Consider the following 18197-nt stretch of genomic DNA (forward strand, 5'->3'; position numbering starts at 1 on the left):
TGTCGGGGAACACATGGCGCGCGCGATATCGTGCGTGATTTCTGGTTTCTGGTGCTTTCGGTATTCAGTTGTGAAGTCTGTTGTCAGAGCTGTACCCCGCCTGCGGCGAGATCCTTCTTCAGCTGTGCCGTCTCCTCGTCGGTGAGCTCCACGAGCGGGAGACGCAGCGGTCCGGCGGGCAGTCCCTGGAGGCCGAGCGCGGCCTTGGTGGTCATGACTCCCTGCGTACGGAACATGCCGGTGAAGACGGGGAGCAGCCGCTGGTGGATCTCCGCGGCCTTGGCCACGTCGCCCGCGAGGTGGGCCTCCAGGAGGGCGCGCAGCTCGGGCGAGACGAGGTGGCCGACGACCGAGACAAAGCCTACGGCGCCTACGGAGAGCAGCGGCAGGTTGAGCATGTCGTCGCCGCTGTACCAGGCGAGGCCGCTGCGGCTTATCGCCCAGCTCGCGGCGGCGAGGTCGCCCTTGGCGTCCTTGTTGGCGACGATGCGCGGGTGCTCGGCGAGCCGGACGAGAGTCTCGGTCTGGATGGGGACGCCGCTGCGGCCGGGGATGTCGTAGAGCATGACGGGCAGCGCGGTGGCGTCGGCGATGGCCGTGAAGTGCCGGTACAGGCCCTCTTGCGGGGGCTTGCTGTAGTAGGGCGTCACGGTGAGCAGGCCGTGGGCGCCGGCCTGCTCGGCCTGCCTGGCCAGTTCGATGCTGTGGTGGGTGTCGTTGGTGCCGACACCGGCGATGACGAAGGCGCGGTCTCCGACGGCCTCCAGTACGGCCCGTACGAGCTGCGATTTCTCCGCGTCGCTGGTGGTCGGCGATTCGCCGGTGGTGCCGTTGACGACCAGGCCGTCGTTGCCTGCGGCCACGAGGTGGGCGGCGAGCTGCTGGGCACCATCGAGGTCGAGAGCACCGTCCGGGGTGAACGGCGTGACCATTGCGGTCAGGACCCGCCCGAAGGGGGTCTGCGGAGTGGAGGTCGGAGCCATGGGTACAAAGCTACTCGGTGCGCGGGTGAGGTCATCCCCTCGGGACCTGCGAAGAGGACTCCGGTGCTGCCTGCTCGGGGGTTCAGGCAGCACCGGAATCCGTTTCTGCAGCTTAGATGAACTTTACGAATACCCGCAATTCGGGCTTTTCGCACAAGCGGTGCCCTGACTAGGGCGCGATCCGGCCATTGGCGTTGAACGCGGCGTGGGTGAGCGGCATGAGTCCCGCCCACAGTGCCTCCATCTTCTCGCCGACCATCTCGATCTCCCGCTGGGGGAAGGACGGCACGGCGGCCAGCTCGTGCTGGGTGCGCAGGCCGAGGAAGTGCATCAGCGAGCGGGCGTTGCAGGTGGCGTACATCGACGAGAAGAGGCCGACGGGGAGCACCGAGCGGGCGACCTCGCGGGCGACGCCGGCAGCGAGCATCTCCTGGTACGCCTCGTACGACTGCCGGTAGGAGGCCTCCATGGCGGTGGCCGTCGCCTTGTGCTGCTCGGGGGTGCCGTCCACGAACTCGTACTTGCCGGGGCGGCCCTGCTGGACGAGCTTGCGGTCCTGGCCGGGGACGTAGAAGACCGGCTCCAGCTCGCGGTACCGGCCGCTCTCCTCGTTGTAGCTCCAGCCGACCCGGTGGCGCATGAACTCGCGGAAGACCAGGATCGGGGCGCTGATGAAGAAGGTCATGGAGTTGTGCTCGAAGGGGCTGCCGTGGCGGTCCCGCATCAGGTAGTTGATCAGGCCTTTCGACCGCTCGGGGTCCTTGGCCAGCTCTTCCAGGGACAGCTCTCCGGCCGTGGATACGCGGGCCGCCCACAGCACGTCCGAGTCGGCGGCGCTGTGCTTGACCAGCTCGACGGTCACGTCACTGCGGAAGTGGACAGCCGTCTCGGTGGTGGTGTCGGTCACCGGAGGTCCTTCCTCTGGAGGATTGGGGCGGCGACAAGCCTATGGCCTGGCACTGACATCGCCGCACACAGGGCAAATCGGCGCCTGGACCATGTCCAGGCTGGCTCCTGCCACAGCGGACAGATAGCCTCACCGCTCAGAGCGATCCCCTGCCCTGATAGGAACCGAGCCGTGTCTCTGCCTTTCCTCGCCTCGGACGGCGCCCAAGACGAAGCCCTCCCGTATGCCTCGCGGGACACCTGGATGCGTACGTACCGGCCCGGGCCGCTGCGCGTGGCGATGGCCGCGATGGCCCTGGTCTTCGTGGGGTATCTGCTGGTGGCGGCCGGGATCATGGGGATCGCGGGCAACACGCACGGGGCCGGCACCTGTCTGGGGATCACGGCGCTGCTGGTGGTGTGCGCGCTGCGGATACTGCGGGTGGGCTTCTGGGTGAGCGGGCGCGGGCTGCGCCAGGTGGGGCTGTTCTACACGGTGACGGTGCCGTGGGACCGGGTCGGGTCGGTGCGCACGGCGCAGCAGCCGGTGAAGGTGCTTGGGCTGCCCAGGACGGTGATGGGGCAGGCGGTGGTCGTGACGCGGTCGAACGGGGACCCGCTGCGGCCGCTGCTGACCGACCACAACGCGGATTTCTGGCACCGTACGGAAGCGTTCGACCAGGCGGCCGACGCCATAGAGGCGTGGGCCGCGGCGCTTCGTTAGGCCCTAAGCGCGCACCGGTTTGCCGTCGTGCAGCGCGATCGCGCGCTGCATGGCTTTGCGGGCGCGCGGGGTGTCGCGGGCGTCGAAGTAGGCGATGGCTAGGCGGAACCAGGAGCGCCAGTCGTCGGGGGCGGCCTCGGTCTCGGCGCGGCGGCGGGCGAAGACGGCGTCGGCGGAGTCGCGGACGACGCGGCCGGAGGGGGTGCGTTCGAGCTCGTCTACGGGGAGGCCGCCTTCGGCTTCGAGCTCCTTGGCGAGGCGGTTGGCGTTGCGGGCGAAGGATGTGGTCTGCCAGAGGAACCACAGGCCCAGCAGGGGCAGGACGAGGACGGCGACGCCGAAGGCGACGGTGACCGGGCGGCCGTCCTCGATGAGCCAGATGCCGCGGGTGCCGACCAGGGCGAAGTAGACGACCAGGACGGCGGCCAGGGTGAAGTAGGTCAGTTTCGCGCGCATGCGGCTCAGTCCAGGTCCATGAAGTGTTCCAGGCCGAAGGTCAGGCCCGGGGTGGAGACCACGCGTCGTACGCCGAGCAGCACGCCGGGCATGAAGGACGAGCGGTTCATGGAGTCGTGGCGCAGGGTGAAGATCTCCCCGGCGTCGCCGAAGAGGACCTCCTGGTGGGCGATGAGGCCGCGCAGCCGTACGGCGTGCACCGGGACGCCGTCCACGTCGGCGCCGCGGGCGCCCGGCAGGGCGGTGCTGGTGGCGTCCGGCTGGTCGCCGAGGCCGGCGGCCCGGCGGGCGCTCGCGATGAGCTGGGCGGTGCGGACGGCGGTGCCGCTGGGGGCGTCGTGCTTGTCGGGGTGGTGGAGCTCGACGACCTCGACGGACTCGAAGAAGCGGGCCGCCTGCTGCGCGAAGCGCATGGTGAGGACGGCGCCGATGCCGAAATTGGGGGCGATGAGGACACCCGTGCCGGGTGAGTCGGCGAGCCAGCCGCGCAGAGTGGCGAGGCGCTCGTCGGTCCAGCCGGTGGTGCCGACGACGGCGTGGATGCCGTGCCGGAGGCAGAAGTCGAGGTTGCCCATGACGGCGCCGGGGTTGGTCAGCTCGACGGCGACCTGGGCGCCGGCCTCGGCCAGCGCCTCCAGCTTGTCGGCGCTGCCGATGGCTGCCGCCAGCTCCAGGTCGGGGGCGGCCTCGATGGCCTTGACGGCCTCGGTGCCCATGCGCCCACGGGCGCCGATGACTCCAACGCGGAGCGGCTCGCTCACGTCGTCCTCGCTTTCTTTATGCGACTGCTTCGTTCAGGCGGGCGGCCTGCTTCTCCTTCAGCGGGCCGATGACGGCCAGCGAGGGCCGCTGCCCCAGTACATCGCGGGCGACCGCGCGCACTTCCTCCGGGGTGACGGCGGCGATCCGCTCCAGGGTGGCGTCGACCGACATCTGCTCGCCCCAGCACAGCTCGCTCTTGCCGATCCGGTTCATCAGCGCGCCGGTGTCCTCCAGGCTGAGCACCGTGGAACCGGAGAACTGGCCGATGGCCCGGCTGAGCTCCTCGTCGCTCAGGCCGTGCTCGGCGACCTGGTTGAGCTCGTCGCGGCAGATCTTGAGGACCTCGTCGACGCGCTTGGGCTGGCAGCCCGCGTAGACGCCGAACAGGCCGGTGTCGGCGAAGGACGAGGTGTACGAGTACACGCTGTAGGCCAGCCCGCGCTTCTCCCGTACCTCCTGGAAGAGCCGTGAGCTCATGCCGCCGCCCAGCGCCGTGTTGAGCACGCCGAGCGCCCAGCGGCGGTCGTCGTGCCGGGACAGGCCGGGCATGCCGAGGACGACATGGGCCTGCTCGGTGCGGCGTTCCAGCAGTTCCACGCGGCCGGCGCTGCGGATCGTACGGGCGCCGGTGCGCGGGGGCAGCGGGGTGGCGTCCGGGTCGCGCAGGGCGCCGGCGTCCTCGAAGGCCTTGCGCACGCGGCGTACGACGGTGGCGTGGTCGATGTTGCCGGCGGCGGCCACGACGAGGCGGGTGGGGTCGTAGTGCTTCTTGTAGAAGCGGGCGACCTGGTCGCGGGTGAGGGCGTTGATGGTGTCGACGGTGCCGAGGACCGGGCGGCCCAGGGGGGAGTCGCCGAGGAGGGAGGTGGCGAAGAGGTCGTGGACCTGGTCGCCGGGGTCGTCCTCGGTCATCGCGATCTCTTCGAGGACGACGCCGCGCTCGGCGTCGATGTCCTCCTGGCGGATGAGGGAGCCGGTGAGCATGTCGCAGACCACGTCGATGGCGAGCGGCAGGTCGTTGTCGAGTACGCGTGCGTAGTAGCACGTGTACTCCTTGGCGGTGAAGGCGTTCATCTCGCCGCCGACGGCGTCGATCACCGAGGAGATCTCCAGGGCGCTGCGCCGGCTGGTGCCCTTGAAGAGCAGGTGCTCCAGGTAGTGCGTGGCCCCGTTGAGGGTCGGGGTCTCGTCGCGGGAGCCGACGGCGGCCCAGATGCCGAAGGTGGCGGAGCGCACGGTGGGCAGCGTCTCGGTGACGACGCGCAGGCCGCCGGGCAGGACGCTGCGCCGTACGGTGCCGATGCCGTCGATGGTGCCGGGGAGGAGGGTCTGCGTGCGGACGGCCCGCCCCTTGGTGGAGGGGCGGGCCGTCACACGGGCTGAGCTCGTCGTCACGAGGTCTGCTCGTCCTTGTCGTCGGCGGCGTCTTCGCCCTCGATGACCGGGATCAGCGAGAGCTTGCCGCGCTGGTCGATCTCGGCGATCTCGACCTGGACCTTGGAGCCCACGGCGAGAACGTCCTCGACGTTCTCGACGCGCTTGCCGCCGGCCAGCTTGCGGATCTGCGAGATGTGCAGCAGACCGTCCTTGCCCGGGAGCAGGGAGACGAAGGCACCGAAGGTCGTGGTCTTGACGACCGTGCCCAGGTAGCGCTCGCCGACCTCGGGCATCGTCGGGTTGGCGATGCCGTTGATCGTGGCACGGGCGGCCTCGGCGGCCGGGCCGTCGGCGGCACCGATGTAGATGGTGCCGTCGTCCTCGATCGTGATGTCGGCGCCGGTGTCCTCCTGGATCTGGTTGATCATCTTGCCCTTGGGGCCGATGACCTCACCGATCTTGTCCACCGGGATCTTGATGGTGATGATGCGCGGCGCGTTCGGGGACATCTCGTCCGGGGAGTCGATGGCCTCCATCATCACGTCGAGGATGTGCAGACGGGCGTCGCGGGCCTGCTTGAGGGCCGCGGCCAGGACCGACGCGGGGATGCCGTCGAGCTTGGTGTCCAGCTGCAGGGCGGTGACGAAGCCCTTGGTGCCGGCGACCTTGAAGTCCATGTCGCCGAACGCGTCCTCGGCGCCGAGGATGTCGGTCAGCGCCACGTAGTGCGTCTGGCCGTCGATCTCCTGGGAGATCAGGCCCATGGCGATACCGGCGACCGGGGCCTTGAGGGGCACACCGGCGTTCAGCAGCGACATCGTGGACGCGCAGACCGAGCCCATCGAGGTGGAGCCGTTGGAGCCCAGCGCCTCGGAGACCTGGCGGATCGCGTAGGGGAACTCCTCGCGGGTCGGCAGGACCGGGAGGATCGCCCGCTCGGCGAGCGCGCCGTGGCCGATCTCGCGGCGCTTGGGCGAGCCCACGCGGCCGGTCTCGCCGACGGAGTACGGCGGGAAGTTGTAGTTGTGCATGTAGCGCTTGCGCGTCTCGGGCGCCAGCGTGTCCAGCTGCTGCTCCATGCGGAGCATGTTGAGGGTGGTGACGCCCAGGATCTGGGTCTCGCCACGCTCGAACAGCGCGGAGCCGTGCACGCGCGGGATGGCCTCGACCTCGGCGGCCAGCGTACGGATGTCCGTGACGCCGCGGCCGTCGATGCGGACCTTGTCCTTGATGACGCGCTCACGGACCAGCTTCTTGGTCAGCGAGCGGTACGCGGCGGAGATCTCCTTCTCGCGGCCCTCGAACTGCGGGAGCAGCTTCTCGGCGGCCAGACCCTTGACGCGGTCCAGCTCGGCCTCGCGGGCCTGCTTGCCGGGGATCGTCAGCGCCTGGGCGAGCTCGTCGGTGACCGCGTTCTGCAGCGCCTCGAAGACGTCGTCCTGGTAGTCCAGGAAGACCGGGAACTCGCCGGTGGGCTTGGCGGCCTTGGCGGCGAGGTCGGCCTGCGCGCGGCACAGGACCTTGATGAAGGGCTTGGAGGCGTCGAGGCCTGCGGCCACGACCTCCTCGGTCGGCGCCTCGGCGCCGCCTTCGACGAGCTTGATCGTCTGGGCGGTGGCCTCGGCCTCGACCATCATGATCGCGACATCGCCGTCTTCGAGCACACGGCCGGCGACGACCATGTCGAAGACCGCGTTCTCCAGCTCGGAGTGGGTCGGGAAGGCCACCCACTGGCCGTTGATCAGCGCGACGCGGACGCCGCCGATCGGGCCGGAGAAGGGCAGGCCCGCGAGCTGGGTGGAGGCGGACGCGGCGTTGATCGCGACCACGTCGTACAGGTGGTCCGGGTTGAGCGCCATGATCGTGGCGACGACCTGGATCTCGTTGCGCAGGCCCTTCTTGAAGGACGGGCGCAGCGGGCGGTCGATCAGGCGACAGGTGAGGATCGCGTCCTCGGACGGGCGGCCCTCGCGGCGGAAGAACGAGCCGGGGATCCGGCCGGCTGCGTACATGCGCTCCTCGACGTCCACCGTGAGGGGGAAGAAGTCGAGGTTTTCCTTGGGGTGCTTGGAAGCGGTGGTGGCCGACAGCACCATGGTGTCGTCGTCCAGGTAGGCCACGGCGGAGCCGGCGGCCTGACGGGCCAGGCGGCCCGTCTCGAAGCGGATGGTGCGGGTGCCGAAGGAACCGTTGTCGATCACGGCTTCGGCGTAGTGGGTCTCGTTCTCCACTATGGAGTTTCTCCTCGTTCGTGTCCTCGCGGGCGTTTCCCGCAGGACCGTCGGTTGGAGGGCGTCCTGCCTGCCGGGGCCGGTCTTCGATCGAAGCCACCGGGATTGTCCGCCCGGGGGCCACTACCGAGGACCGGCTCATGTGGCGATGTCAGAGGACGCTCCTCCTCATGCGTTATTCGGTTATGGCACCAGACTACAAAGCTTGCGCACATATGACGCGCTGCGGGTGGTCCGGTCCGTGTACGTGTACGTACGCGAAGGGAGCGGCTCCCGGGTCGGGAACCGCTCCCTTCATGGCGTCTTAGCGGGCGCCCGCCGCGCCGCGGCGGATGCCGAGGCGCTCGACGAGGGCACGGAAGCGCTGGATGTCCTTCTTGGCCAGGTACTGCAGCAGACGGCGGCGCTGGCCGACCAGGATCAGCAGACCACGACGGGAGTGGTGGTCGTGCTTGTGGGTCTTGAGGTGCTCGGTCAGGTCCGAGATGCGGCGGGAAAGCATGGCCACCTGCACCTCGGGGGAGCCGGTGTCGCCCTCCTTCTGGCCGAACTCGGCGATGATCTGCTTCTTCGTCGCGATGTCGAGCGGCATACGGACTCCTTGATGTCTGAGCGCCCTCCGAGCGCCCCTGGTCTAGGTCACAGGGGAGTCTTCGATGACTCGGGAGGCGTCACCCAGCGTACCAGCGCCGGATGGCCCTCTTTACCAGCTCCCCCGGGGTCCTAGGGTCTGTCCGGTCGATCTTGGTCGGATAGGCCGCGGCGTCTGGTGTGGTGCATCGCAAGGCGCCGGAGCGCCCTCAGGGTGGTTTCCTGAGGGCGCTCCGGCAACGCCGCGAGGTGCCGCGCCAGGCGTCGCGGCCTATCCGACCAAGATCGACCGGACAGGCCCTAGCTCGTCATGCCGCGGGCCATCGAGTAGACGTCCAGGACGGCCAGGGCCAGCGGGATCAGAGACAGCAGCACGGTCGCGTCGAAGATGTCGAGCAGGCGACCCCAGAAGGGCGAGACGCCCTTGCGGGGGATGATGAGGCCGACGGCGACGAGGAGGGCGGCGCCGGCGGCGATGCTGCCGGCGAACCAGACGGTGCGGATGTCGAGCTGGGAACCGTCGCCCTGGAGGAAGGCCAGGAGGGCGGCGGTCGGCGGGTTGAGGGCCAGGCCGAGGATGAGGCCCATGAGGGTGAGGATTCCGGCGACCAGCAGGCAGACGACCTGCGAGGTGTAGTGGAAGAGCCGCGCCCGGAGCATGGTGGCGACACCGGCGGCCAGGGCCAGGGCCTGGGCCCAGGAGTTGTCGGAGAAGCCGAGGACGACACCGGCCGAGCCGACGACGACGGCGGAGCAGCCGGCGACGAGGCCGAGGAGCAGTTCGTGACCGCGGCGGGCCTGGGCGCCGATGCGCTCGAAGTCGACGGCCTCGTCCTCGGGCATCCGGCTGCCGGGGGCGGAGCCGGCACCGCCGTTGCCCCAGTCGCGGCCCTTGGCGATCTGGTCGGGCGAGCGGAAGCCGATGGGCAGCCGGGCGAATCGCGCGGACAGCGACGGCAGCCAGGCGACGACGGCGATCGCGGCGACGACGGTGACGGCGGCGACCTCGCGGACGGCGGCGTCGGTCAGGACGGCGGCGAAAGTGGCCACCGTGCCGATCACCGCGAGGAAGGCGGCGGCGACGAAGGGCGAGTCACCCTGCGGCAGCAGTCCGACCAGCAGTACGGAGGCGATCAGCACGACCACGCAGCCGACCAGGAAGTGCAGCCGCCCGGGGCCCTCGTGCCGGTCGACCGGGAAGATGCCGGAGCCGGCCAGCAGCAGGTGGGGCAGGGCGGCCAGGCCGAGCGCGATGGAGGACGCGCGGTCGTCGTAGACCCGGGCCCGCACGGCGGCCAGCGCGAGCAGCAGGATGCCGGTGGCGCCGGCGATGACGCCGGGGAGGCTGTGCATGTCGCGGCTGACGGGGTTCGCGAACCACAGCGCGAAGGCCATCATGACCAGCAGCAGCACACCGGCGGTGAGGCCCGCGGCCTGCATCAGGTCGTCGGTCCAGCGGCGGCGGTCGCGGCTGACGGCCGAGGCGATGGCGTCGGAGACGTCGTCGTAGACCGCCGAGGGCAGTGACTGGGCGAAGGGGCGCAGCAGAAGCAGGTCGCCGTCCAGGATGCGCTGCTCAGCGAGCGAGCGGCCTGCGTCCAGGACGGTGCCGTCGCGGCGTACCAAGTGGTAGCCGGTGGGGGCGCCTTCGGGCTGGGACTGGCCGGAGAGCCGCAGTATCTCCGGGTAGAGGTCGACGAGTGCGACATCCTCGGGCAGGGCGACGTCGATCCGTGCCTCCGGCGCGGCGACTGTGACCCTGCAGAAGCCGGTCGCTGCGGTCATGCTCACCTGGCGTTTCCCCCGTCGTCTGGTGTGGTGGGTGGGCTGGCCGCCGCATGGCCCGCCGTACGCGTCGGCGTACAGCTCGGCGTACAGCGGTAGGGCGGCGGTGCGTTAGCGTACCGCTGGTTTCTCACTTGCCCCACCCGGCCCTTGGGTTGACGCCTGTCAGTAGGATCGTCGCCAGCGCCAACGGCAAGTGAATTGGCCGGGGGGACCGTCAAAAACGGGGGCGGCCCTATCTCTCTGCGATTTGCGTGAAGGACTGGTGCCTCGGTGAGCGTGGTCATCGTCAAGCGCCCGCCTCGGGCCCTGCCGCCCGATGTCAGCGGTGAGGAGGTACGCCTCGAACCGCCGCCGGAGCTGCCGCGCCAGGAGGACCAGGGCCTCCTGATGAACCTGCTGCCCATGCTGGGTATGGGCAGTTCGGCGGCCTTCTTCTTCGTCGGCGGGCAGCCGTTCATGAAGATCATGGGCGGTCTGATGGTCGCCTCGACGCTGGCGATGGCGATCGCCCAGATCATCAAGGCGCGGCAGGGGCCTTCGGGGCAGATGGCCCAGGAGCGCACCGACTACCTGAAGTACCTGTCCCAGACGCGGCGTCAGGTGCGGCGTACCGCGCGCAAGCAGCGCGACGCCCAGTTCTACCTGCACCCGAGCCCGGACCAGCTGTGGTCGCTCGTCGCCGAGGGCCGCCGCGTGTGGGAACGGCGGGCCACCGATGGAGATTTCGCACAGGTTCGGCTCGGCCTCGGTCCGCAGCAGCTGGCGACTCCGCTGGCGGCTCCGGAGACCGCTCCGGTCGATGAGCTGGAGCCGCTGACCGCGCACGCGATGAAGCAGTTCCTCAGCTCCCACGGCTCGATAGAGAACCTGCCGCTCGCGGTGTCGCTGCGGGCCTTCTACCACCTGACGGTCTCCGGCGATCCGGAGACGGTGTACGGCGCTTCGCGCGCGATGATCGCCCAGCTGGTGGCGCTGCAGTCGCCGGAGGACCTGCTGGTCGCGGTGGTCGCCGCGCCCGGCGCGCTCCCGGAGTGGGAGTGGGTGAAGTGGCTGCCGCACGCGCAGGACACCACGCACGACGGGGCCGGTACGAAGCGGCTCATCGTCGGTGACCTGATGGAGGTCGAGGAGCTGATCGCGGACGTCCTGGACGGGCGCGGCCGCTTCAACACGCAGGCGCCGCCGGTCCTGGACGTGCCGCACATCGTCATCGTGCTCGACGGCGGCGGGGTCCCGGAGGACTCGGTCATCGCCGGCGCGGAGGGCCTGCAGGGCGTCACGATCCTGGAGGTCGTCCCCGGCGACCTGGACGAGATGCGCAGCAGCCTGGCGGTGGAGGTCTACCCGGGCCGGCTGCGGCTGGAGTCGGCGAGCGGCGCGGTCTACACAGGCGTGCCGGACGTGCTGTCGGTGGCGGAGGCCGAGGCGCTGGCCCGTCAGCTCGCGCCGCTGCGGATGGGCTCGGCGGACGGCGACGACCCGCTGCTGGGCAACCTGGACTTCACCGACCTGATGGGTATCGGCGACGCCGGCGCGGTGGACGTGTCCCGCACCTGGCGGCCGCGCTCGCTGCCGGAGCGGCTGCGGGTGCCGATCGGTGTCGACAAGGACGGCCAGCCCGTCATGCTCGACATCAAGGAGGCCTCGCAGGCCGGTATGGGCCCGCACGGCCTGTGCGTCGGCGCGACCGGCTCCGGCAAGTCCGAGGTGCTGCGCACGCTGGTGCTCGCGCTGGCGGTGACGCACTCCTCGGAGACGCTCAACTTCATCCTCGCCGACTTCAAGGGCGGCGCGACCTTCGCCGGCATGTCGGAGATGCCTCACGTGGCGGCGGTCATCACCAACCTCGCCGACGACCTGACGATGGTCGACCGCATGCGCGACTCGATCACCGGTGAGCTGCAGCGCCGTCAGGAACTGCTGCGTACGGCGGGCAACTACGCCAACATCACGGACTACGAGAAGGCGCGTGCGGCCGGCGCCGCGCTGGAGCCGCTGCCCTCGCTGGTGATGGTGCTGGACGAGTTCTCCGAACTGCTCACCGCGCGGCCGGACTTCATCGACATGTTCATCCAGATCGGCCGGATCGGCCGTTCCATGGGTGTGCACATGCTGCTCGCCTCGCAGCGCCTGGAGGAGGGCAAGCTGCGCGGCCTGGACACCTTCCTGTCCTACCGGCTGGGTCTGCGCACCTTCTCGGCGGCCGAGTCGCGTACGGCGATCGGTGTCCCGGACGCGTACCACCTGCCCAATGTGCCGGGCTCGGGCATCCTGAAGTACGACACCGAGACGATGGTGCAGTTCAAGGCGGCGTACGTCTCCGGTGCCTACCGGCCGGGCGGTGGCGGGGGCCGGGTCGGCGGGAGCCGGACGGACCGGCTGCCGGTGCCCTTCACGGCGGCGCCGGTCGAGATGCGGATGATCGAGGAGCCGGCGGACTACGAGCCGGAGGTCCCGCAGACCGACGACGCGCTGGCCGACACGGTGCTCGATGTCATCGTGCAGCGCATGCAGGGCCAGGGCCCGCCCGCGCACCAGGTGTGGCTGCCGCCGCTGTCGGAGTCGCCGACGGTGAACCAGCTGCTGCCTGCGCTGGCCGCGACCCCGGAGCGGGGCGCGCACGCGCCGGAGTACCCGCTGCTGGGCAAGCTGGTGGTGCCGGTGGCGATCGTGGACAAGCCGTTCGAGCAGCGCCGGGACGTGATGTACCTGGACTTCTCGGGTTCGGCGGGTCACGGGCTGGTGGTCGGCGGTCCGCAGTCGGGCAAGTCGACGCTGATCCGGACGATGATCGCGGGCTTCGCGCTGACCCACACCCCGGTCGAGGTGCAGTTCTACTGCCTGGACTTCGGCGGCGGCGGCATGCTGGCCTTCGAGGGTCTGCCGCATGTCGGCGGCGTCGCCTCCCGGCTGGACGCGGAGAAGATCCGCCGTACGGTCGCCGAGGTCACCGGCATCCTGAACGCCCGCGAGGAGTTCTTCCGGGCCAACAACATCGACTCCATCAACACCTACCGGCAGCGCCGGGCGGCCGGTGCCTACCCGGACCAGGCCTGGGGCGATGTCTTCCTGATCATCGACGGCTGGGGCACCTTCAAGACCGACTACGAGCTGCTGGACCCGGTGATCCTGGACATCGCCGCCCGCGGCCTCGGCTTCGGCATCCACCTGGTGCTCGGCGCCTCCCGCTACACCGAGGTCCGGCCCGCGCTGCGCGACCAGCTGCTGAACCGGGTCGAGCTGCGGCTCGGCGACGCGATGGAGTCTGAGTTCGACCGCAAGAAGGCCGAGGCGGTGCCCGCGGGCATGCCGGGCCGCGGTCTGTCACCGGAGAAGCTCAACTTCCTGGCCGGCCTGCCGCGCCTGGACGGCGTGAGCGAAACCGACTCGCTCGGCGACGGCATGGCGCACCTGGTCCAGACGGTCTCCGAGCACTGGCAGGGCCCCCCGGCCCCGCCCGTGCGGATGCTGCCGACCCGGCTGCTGGTCAGCGAGCTGCCCAAGGGCAACGACTACCCGGAGCGCGGTATCGCCTTCGGCGTGGACGAGACCACGCTGCAGCCCGCGTTCATCGATTTCGAGACCGACCCGCTGTTCATCATCTACGGCGAGAGCGAGTCGGGTAAGTCCTCGCTGCTGCGGCTGCTCTCCAAGCAGATCGCGGAGCGCTACCCGGCCGAGAAGGCGCTCCTGGTCGTCTCCGACTACCGGCGCGCGCTGCTGGGCGAGGTCCCCGACAGCCACCTGTACAAGTACTGCGCCGCGGCGCCGTCCCTGCAGGAGGTCATCACCGGGCTGGCCGGCTCGATGGGCCGGCGTATGCCCGGCCCGGACGTCACGCCGGACCAGCTGCGCAACCGGTCCTGGTACGACCTGCCGGACGCCTTCGTCATCGTCGACGACTACGACCTGGTCGCCACGAGCAGCGGCAACCCGCTGCAGCCGCTGCTGGAGTACCTGCCGTTCGCGCGTGACCTGGGGCTGCGGCTGATCCTGGCGCGCAGCTCGCAGGGCGCGTCGCGGGCGTCGTTCGAGCCTGTCATGCAGCGTATGAAGGAGCTGGGCGCGCAGGCGCTCATCATGTCTGGCGACCCGCAGGAAGGGCCGCTGGTCGGCAGTACGAAGGCCGCACGGATGCCGCAGGGCCGCGGTCAGTTCGTGACCCGCAAGAAGGGCGCGCAGCTGGTGCAGACCGGCTGGCTGCCGACGAACTGACGGTTGAACGAAGCCGAGAGCGGCGGTGCCCGGTGGGCGCCGCCGCTCTCGGTTTCGTTTCGGGGCCTGGGCCCGGGCTCGGTCAGCCGAACGCGCCGAAACCCGCGGTGTCGGGCCCGCCGGGTGCGGGCGTACGCGCCCCGGCGGCGATGCCGAGGCCGCCGCTGGGTTTCTCCTTGGCGGGCACGGTGGCCACGGGGACGCCGATCACGCCGTTCGGCAGGTGGGCGCCTTCGGCGGCGGGCAGCGGGCCCGTCGGCGCCGACGGCCTGCCGCGTCCGGAGCCCTGCTTCTTCCGGCTGCCGCCGAGCTGCGCGCCGAGCTGGCTCAGCATGTTCCCCGCGTAGGCGATCTGCATGATGAGCTGGGTGTTGTCGGCCGCCGGTGCCGCCTCATCGCCGCCGGTGTCGGCCGCGTCGGTGCGCTCCGCCCGGTCCGCCCGGTCCGCCGCGTCGTCCAGGCCTGCGGCGGCCAGCTCGAAGACCGGGACCGCCTCGTCCACAGAGCCTTTCAGGCGGGTCCACTGCTCGCCGAAGGCGTCGGCGGCCGGCCCCCGCCAGTGGGTCTCGCGGGTGTCGCGCACCCGCTGGTCCAGGTCCTGGGTGATCCCTTCCAGGTGTTTCCCCATGGCCCGCCAGCTCTTTGCCGCTTCCCGCAGCGCTTCCGCGGTCACCGCGCTCCCCGTTCGTCCCCGTGTGGTCAATCGTGTCGTCGATCGTGTCGTCGATCATCAGCTTGTCGTAGGCCACGCTCGCACGTCACGCGCATGCTGTGAAGCGGCATCCACAAGGCCCATGCGCAGTCCGCACACGGCGTACCGGACAATCGGCCGGGTGACCGACGCGAAAGAACTCCAGGCCGATTGCTCCAACTGCTTCGGGCTGTGCTGTGTCGCGCTGCCTTTCGCCGCCTCCGCCGACTTCGCGGTCGACAAGGCCGCCGGGAAGCCGTGCGGGAATCTGCAGGCCGACTTCCGCTGCGGCATCCACACCCGTCTGCGCGAGCGCGGTTTCTCCGGCTGCACGGTCTTCGACTGCTTCGGCGCGGGCCAGAAGGTCTCCCAGATCACCTTCGGCGGCAAGGACTGGCGGCAGGCCCCGGACACAGCGCGGCAGATGTTCGACGTCTTCCCCGTCATGCGCATGCTGCACGAGCTGCTCCGGTACGTCACCGAAGCGCTCGCGCTGCCGCCGGCCGCCCCGGTTCACGGCGCCCTGCGCAGCGCGCGCGACGAGCTGGACCGCCACACGCGCAGCAGCCCCGAGGCGCTCACCGGGCTGGACATGGCGGCGCTCCGCCACGAGGTCAACGAGTCGCTGGTGCGCGCGAGCGAACTCGTACGGGCAGCCGTCCCGGGCCACAGGCGGAACCACCGCGGAGCCGACCTCATCGGAGCCCGGCTGCGCGGTGCGAACCTGCGGGGCGCCAGCCTGCGCGGGGCCCGCCTCATCGCGGCCGACCTGCGCGGCGCGGATCTGCGGACGGCCGATCTGATCGGCGCCGACCTGCGCGATGCCGACCTGCGCGGCGCCGATCTCACCGGAGCCGTCTTCGTCACCCAGTCCCAGCTCAACGCCGCCAAGGGCGACGCGGACACCAGGCTGCCGCCGGGGCTCACCCGCCCGGCGCACTGGTGATCGTCACTTGCGGGCCGGGTGCCACTGCAGGCCCCACCCGTACGCCATGTCCGCCGTCTGCTGCATGCTGATCCCCGGCTGCGGCGGCAGATAGCGGGACTCGCGCTGCACGACCAGATCGCCGCCGTGATTGGTGATGAGCGCGAGTGCGCAGACCCGGGCGGGCACGGTGCACTCGTCGAGCGAGAAGTCGACCGGCGCGCCGAACTGCGGCTGGAGGGTGACGGTGGCGTGCAGGCCCGCGAAGCCGCCGCTGCCCTGGTAGATGATCACGAAGATCAGGATCCTGCGGAACTCGGCGGCATGGTCGAGGTTGACGGTGAGGTTCTCGCCGGTCGCGACCGCGCCGGTGCGGTCGTCACCGTCGAGATGGATGTACGGAATCCCGTCCAGCGAGCCGAAGTTGCCGCCGACGGCCTGCACGATGCCCTTGCGGCCGTCGTTCAGCTCCCACAGCGCGCACAGGTCGAGGTCCGTCGTGGGCGGCGGCGCCGCGGGTCCCGCCACCTTGGCGAGCTTGCGCATCCAGCCGCCGCCGGAGGAGCCGGGGCGGGACTGCTGGGCGGACTGCCAGTTGAGGTTGACCCGCATCGCGCCGGAGGTGCCGCCCTGCTTGGTGAGCGAGACGGAGGGCGCGTGCTTGGTCAGCGTGATCTTGCTGAGGCTGACGGGCGCGGCCGGGGGCCCTGGTGGCGGCGGCGGAGGCGGGGCCATCGGCATGGGCGGCGGCGGGCCGGCCGGCATCGCGGGCGGGGCGGGCGGGGAGTACGGGGCGGGCACCGCGGGCTGCGCGGGCGGGGGCACCGGGGGCTCGTCCTCCACCGTGATGCCGAAGTCCGTCGCCAGGCCGGCCAGCCCGCTCTCGTATCCCTGCCCGACCGCCCGGAACTTCCACGCGCCCTGCCTGCGGTACAGCTCCCCCAGCACGAACGCCGTCTCCACCGTGGCGTCCGCGCTGTCGAACCGCGCGATCTCCGCCCCGCTCCCCGCGTCCAGGACCCGCACATGCAGCCCCGGCACCTGCCCGAAGCTCCCGCCGTCCGCCGAGGCCGCCAGCACCACCGTCTCCACGGCGGGCTCCAGCCGTGCCAGGTCGACGGTCAGCGCGTCCGTGATCCCGCCCGCCGGCGACGGGGCCTTGCCCTCATGGCGTACCGCGCCCGAGGCGTCCGACGGCTGGTTGTAGAACACGAAGTCCGCGTCCGAGCGCACCTTCCCGCCCGCCAGCAGCAGCGCCGACGCGTCGGCATCCGGCACGCCGGGGCCCGTGCCCCAGCCGAGCTCCACGCGCACGACCGGCGCGGGCACCGGCACGTTCATGCCCTTCTGAATCAGCATCAGCACTTCCCCTGTAAGCGGCGGTCTCTACCGCCCATCCTCCCCGCCGTCGCCCGCGCGCGCAGCATCGGGTCGCAAGCTGCCTGCCGCACCCTCCCACCCGGGTCCGCCGGGAACTGCCCGGACCGCCCGGACGTCACCTGGATCATGAACGATCCTGATCCCCACGACGTCGAACTGGCAGCCGACCTCCGTTCGATCGTCAGTGACTACCCCTACTGCGATCCCGCCGCGACGCTCGACGACTGCGCGGAGCGACTCGCCGGCGATCCGCACGGCGACGAGCGGGGCGGGCTGGTCATCATTCTCAACGCGACCTGCTGGTACGCCTCTTCCGGCCGTATCGGCTCGGGCAAGGTGCTGCAGAGGATGACCGAGGCGCTCGTGGCCGCCCGGTCCGGTCTGCCGGACCTCGACGACGCCGCCGCCTGCGAGCATCCGCACCCCGATTTCGGCAACGCGCTGGAGCACGCCGTCACCGTGGGCGCGTATCTGCTGAGTCCGGGCGGCAGGGCGGCCTACGAGCAGGACGAGGACGAGCGGTTCATGGACGACACCCCGCTGAAGGTCTGGCTCTGCCCGGCGTTCCTGGGGCAGCTGGCCGACGAGGCGATCGGGCAGCTCCGGTCAGGGTACGAGGATCTTTTCGGCGAGCGGGAGACCGGGCATCTCGACGCAAGATATGTGCGGCCCGAGGACGGCCGGGTCGACTTCCCGGCGCTCACCCGCGCCATCGTCCAGCGGTGGAGGAGCGACCAGGAATCGGCGGAAGCCGGCCTGTGGGCCGCCCGGCGCTGGATTGCGGGCGAAGGCGCCGCCGATGACCGACTCGGCCTCTACCTCGCCATGTGCGCCTGCGTCTTCGCGTGGCACGAGGGCATGCCGACAACCTTCTTCCGCGAACTGGAAGCCGCGGTCAGGACGGTCGACCTCACCCCACTCGACGCCCCCTGCGCCCACGACGGTGAGACCCACCCCTGGGCCGCGGCCCACCACGCCGGCGGAGTGGACGGCACCATCACCGCCCTCAACGCCACCTACGCCGCCGATGAGTTCGACGCTCCCGGCGGCCCCTTCACCCTCGGGCAGTGGACGTGCCCGAAGCAGGCCGCGGAACTGGCGCAGCAGGCCATCAGTGACTTCGCGGACTGGCGCCACATGCGCGGGGACGACGGGGACGACGAGGACTGGGGCTGACGGATCGGGTCGT

At 70.7% G+C, this 18197-nt stretch carries 14 protein-coding genes; 4 read left to right on the forward strand and 10 right to left on the reverse strand.

All coding sequences use genetic code 11. The annotated features are described in order from the left end of the window. Positions 1-83: 83 nt before the first annotated feature. Complete coding sequence (gene dapA, locus OG607_RS12095; protein WP_405722400.1) at positions 84-983, reverse strand: 4-hydroxy-tetrahydrodipicolinate synthase; 900 nt, start codon at positions 981-983, stop codon at positions 84-86. Positions 984-1152: 169 nt separating this feature from the next. Continuing rightward, the gene (thyX, locus tag OG607_RS12100; RefSeq protein ID WP_405722401.1) at positions 1153-1890 is read right to left on the reverse strand and encodes an FAD-dependent thymidylate synthase; all 738 of its coding nucleotides are present in this window, start codon (positions 1888-1890) and stop codon (positions 1153-1155) included. 171 nt (positions 1891-2061) lie between these two features. Here thyX and OG607_RS12105 point away from each other — a divergent pair, with 171 nt between their 5' ends. Next, entirely contained in the window at positions 2062-2592 is a 531-nt protein-coding gene (locus OG607_RS12105) for a hypothetical protein (RefSeq protein ID WP_405722403.1), read from the forward strand. Positions 2593-2595: 3 nt separating this feature from the next. Here the strand turns inward: OG607_RS12105 and OG607_RS12110 are convergent, their stop codons facing one another. The 6 genes from OG607_RS12110 to eccD all read right to left on the reverse strand — a co-directional run bounded on the left by OG607_RS12110 (position 2596) and on the right by eccD (position 9794). Next, the gene (locus OG607_RS12110) at positions 2596-3048 is read right to left on the reverse strand and encodes a hypothetical protein (RefSeq protein WP_405722406.1); all 453 of its coding nucleotides are present in this window, start codon (positions 3046-3048) and stop codon (positions 2596-2598) included. A 5-nt stretch (positions 3049-3053) separates the two neighbouring features. Continuing rightward, positions 3054-3809, reverse strand: coding sequence for a 4-hydroxy-tetrahydrodipicolinate reductase (gene dapB, locus OG607_RS12115; protein WP_405722408.1), 756 nt, complete (start codon positions 3807-3809; stop codon positions 3054-3056). A 16-nt stretch (positions 3810-3825) separates the two neighbouring features. Further along, positions 3826-5205, reverse strand: coding sequence for a M16 family metallopeptidase (locus OG607_RS12120; protein WP_405722409.1), 1380 nt, complete (start codon positions 5203-5205; stop codon positions 3826-3828). Then, entirely contained in the window at positions 5202-7418 is a 2217-nt protein-coding gene (locus tag OG607_RS12125; RefSeq protein WP_405722411.1) for a polyribonucleotide nucleotidyltransferase, read from the reverse strand. The genes OG607_RS12120 and OG607_RS12125 overlap by 4 nt, the downstream gene beginning before the upstream one ends. 304 nt (positions 7419-7722) lie before the next feature. Next, complete coding sequence (rpsO, locus tag OG607_RS12130) at positions 7723-8010, reverse strand: 30S ribosomal protein S15 (RefSeq protein ID WP_329311744.1); 288 nt, start codon at positions 8008-8010, stop codon at positions 7723-7725. A gap of 299 nt (positions 8011-8309) precedes the next feature. Further along, a complete protein-coding gene (gene eccD, locus OG607_RS12135; RefSeq protein WP_405722413.1) occupies positions 8310-9794 on the reverse strand; it encodes a type VII secretion integral membrane protein EccD in 1485 nt (494 codons plus the stop codon). Between the two features lie 273 nt (positions 9795-10067). Between eccD and eccCa the strand changes: the two genes are divergently transcribed. Beyond that, entirely contained in the window at positions 10068-14012 is a 3945-nt protein-coding gene (eccCa, locus tag OG607_RS12140) for a type VII secretion protein EccCa (RefSeq protein WP_405722415.1), read from the forward strand. An 82-nt stretch (positions 14013-14094) separates the two neighbouring features. Here the strand turns inward: eccCa and OG607_RS12145 are convergent, their stop codons facing one another. After that, positions 14095-14685 (reverse strand): WXG100 family type VII secretion target, encoded by a 591-nt coding sequence (locus OG607_RS12145; RefSeq protein ID WP_405722417.1) that lies wholly within the window; start codon positions 14683-14685, stop codon positions 14095-14097. A 121-nt stretch (positions 14686-14806) separates the two neighbouring features. On the opposite strand from OG607_RS12145, the gene OG607_RS12150 reads away from it, so the two are divergent. Beyond that, complete coding sequence (locus OG607_RS12150; RefSeq protein WP_405722418.1) at positions 14807-15649, forward strand: pentapeptide repeat-containing protein; 843 nt, start codon at positions 14807-14809, stop codon at positions 15647-15649. A 3-nt stretch (positions 15650-15652) separates the two neighbouring features. Here OG607_RS12150 and OG607_RS12155 read toward each other — a convergent pair whose 3' ends face one another. After that, on the reverse strand, positions 15653-16987 hold the full coding sequence (locus tag OG607_RS12155; protein ID WP_405722420.1) for a TerD family protein: 1335 nt from the start codon (positions 16985-16987) through the stop codon (positions 15653-15655). A gap of 147 nt (positions 16988-17134) precedes the next feature. Between OG607_RS12155 and OG607_RS12160 the strand changes: the two genes are divergently transcribed. Next, positions 17135-18184, forward strand: coding sequence for a hypothetical protein (locus tag OG607_RS12160; RefSeq protein WP_405722421.1), 1050 nt, complete (start codon positions 17135-17137; stop codon positions 18182-18184). The last annotated feature ends 13 nt before the right edge of the window (positions 18185-18197 follow it).

It is taken from the genome of Streptomyces sp. NBC_01537, assembly GCF_045040445.1.
Classification (GTDB): Bacteria; Actinomycetota; Actinomycetes; order Streptomycetales; family Streptomycetaceae; genus Actinacidiphila.

Coding starts and splice junctions, on each gene's coding strand:
- dapA (WP_405722400.1), bottom strand. CDS start 983: ATGGCTCCGACCTCCACTCCGCAGACCCCCTTCGGGCGGGTCCTGACC.
- OG607_RS12110 (WP_405722406.1), bottom strand. CDS start 3,048: ATGCGCGCGAAACTGACCTACTTCACCCTGGCCGCCGTCCTGGTCGTC.
- rpsO (WP_329311744.1), bottom strand. CDS start 8,010: ATGCCGCTCGACATCGCGACGAAGAAGCAGATCATCGCCGAGTTCGGC.
- eccD (WP_405722413.1), bottom strand. CDS start 9,794: ATGACCGCAGCGACCGGCTTCTGCAGGGTCACAGTCGCCGCGCCGGAG.
- OG607_RS12150 (WP_405722418.1), top strand. CDS start 14,807: ATGCGCAGTCCGCACACGGCGTACCGGACAATCGGCCGGGTGACCGAC.
- OG607_RS12155 (WP_405722420.1), bottom strand. CDS start 16,987: ATGCTGATTCAGAAGGGCATGAACGTGCCGGTGCCCGCGCCGGTCGTG.
- OG607_RS12160 (WP_405722421.1), top strand. CDS start 17,135: ATGAACGATCCTGATCCCCACGACGTCGAACTGGCAGCCGACCTCCGT.